The 1,624-nt window shown below is 49.1% G+C and carries 4 protein-coding genes; 1 reads left to right on the top strand and 3 read right to left on the bottom strand.

Features of this window, described 5'->3' with window-relative positions:
• The 3 genes from ABYW01_RS21030 to ABYW01_RS21020 all read right to left on the bottom strand — a co-directional run.
• The coding region (locus ABYW01_RS21030; protein WP_372836523.1) for a hypothetical protein at positions 1 to 393 on the bottom strand (393 nt) is incomplete at its 3' end.
• 148 nt (positions 394 to 541) lie between these two features.
• Positions 542 to 1,024 carry a peptidylprolyl isomerase gene (locus ABYW01_RS21025; RefSeq protein WP_372836521.1) on the bottom strand — a complete coding sequence of 161 codons (483 nt, stop codon included), beginning with the start codon at positions 1,022 to 1,024 and terminating at the stop codon, positions 542 to 544.
• Positions 1,025 to 1,033: 9 nt separating this feature from the next.
• Positions 1,034 to 1,270 (bottom strand): VF530 family DNA-binding protein, encoded by a 237-nt coding sequence (locus ABYW01_RS21020; RefSeq protein WP_193953307.1) that lies wholly within the window; start codon positions 1,268 to 1,270, stop codon positions 1,034 to 1,036.
• A 164-nt stretch (positions 1,271 to 1,434) separates the two neighbouring features.
• Here ABYW01_RS21020 and ABYW01_RS21015 point away from each other — a divergent pair.
• Positions 1,435 to 1,624: hypothetical protein (locus tag ABYW01_RS21015; RefSeq protein WP_372836518.1), on the top strand; the 190-nt coding region annotated here is incomplete at its 3' end.

The raw sequence follows: 1,624 nt of genomic DNA, 5'->3' as shown, positions 1-1,624 counted from the left end.
GGGTAGGTAAATCTCGAAATGCGGATACTTGCTCAACTCGGGATCGCCTTGTTCACCGGACCAGTGTAATCGATGGGTGACAACACCCTCATCATACAGCCGATCAGCTAAACCTCGCACATAACCTCCAAACCAGTACCAGCGCCGCATATCATCCTCATCAATATCAATCGGCGTGACGTCCACAGCCATACTGGGTTTGTCATTGTGATGACTTTCCGGCCAGTGAAACCCTGAACGTCCCTCTTCATAGGCTTGCTCTTGTTCGTCGTGCGAGCGGTGTCCACAGCTGATTTCACAATCCACCGTACGCTCAACGGCAGCAAAAATAGACTGTAGATCATGATGACAGGTTTTGAGTTGTTGCTGACTCTGTTTGCTAAAACTGGGCATAACCAGACCCTCTCTAATGGCGGGTTTGACGGGGGTTCCAGTAGAAAAGATAGCTTAGAACGCAAAAACCCGGCGCGAGAGAACCTTCAAATTACTCCCCCACACCGGGTTTTAGTTGCAGCAGATTCATCCACTGCCCAATTCAACCTTAGTGCTGATGACCACCTACGCCATGCGCATGACCGTGATCCAGCTCTTCCTGTGTAGCAGCACGCACTTCTGTCACTTCGATATCAAACTGCAGGTGCTTGCCTGCCAACGGATGGTTGGTGTCCAGATCAACGTTTTTCAAACCCACTTTAACCACGGTTGCATCACGCGGGCCCTGCTCGGTATTCACCTTTACAGACTGCCCCGGTTTCAGGCGGCCTTTCGTAAGCAGATGCTTCATCGGCACACGCTGAGTATTACCTTCCTGACGTTCGCCGTAGCCATCAACAGGTGCCAGCGCCACACTTAATTTTTCACCCACCTGCTTGTCGGTCAGCGCCTCTTCAATCTTCGGAAAGATATTCTGATGTCCGTGTAAAAACGCCATCGGCTCAACATCATAGGAAGATTCGATCTGTTCACCGTCCACTTCAGACAGCACATAGTGAAATGTCACAACAGTATCTTTAGTAATTTGCATCGTTCTCTCTCAGTTACGTCCCCAGGGAGTGCTCTGGGTTTTAATATACAGATCTTCCACCTTTGTCCGAGCCCAAGGCGTTTTACGTAAAAACTTCAGGCTCGACTTCACACTGGGATCTTTCTTGAAGCAGCGAATATCGATCAACTGCCCCAATCGTTCCCAACCGTAGTGTTCTTCAAGCTCCGTCACGATACGTTCCAGCGTAATACCATGGAGCGGATTATTTTTCTGCTGCTGAGTCATTAAACAACCATTTGACGGGCACCGCAGGTGCCAGATGAAAGAATGGCACTCATTATACGTCAGCTTGCGCTCAGAGGCTTGCTTGACGAACAGTCGATCTTCATCAACGTTTAAGATATGGAATGATCAATTCTTAACCTCTTATGAGGTATTGAGGTGGTCCTATGACCGATCCACTATGGCAACCGTCAGCTGAGCAGATGCGCAACTGCCAGTTGTGGCAGTTTATGCATCAGATAAATGCCCATCATCACCATCACCTGTCATCTTACGGTGAAGTGCACCGCTGGTCCGTAAAGCATCCCGAACTGTTTTGGCAACTGGTGTGGAACTTCAGTGAAATTATCGCCTCAG

The organism is Pontibacterium sp., assembly GCF_041587635.1.
Lineage (GTDB): Bacteria > Pseudomonadota > Gammaproteobacteria > Pseudomonadales > Balneatricaceae > Pontibacterium.
Note: the sequence above shows the minus strand (reverse complement) of the source record. Positions and strands in the feature narration are given on the sequence as shown.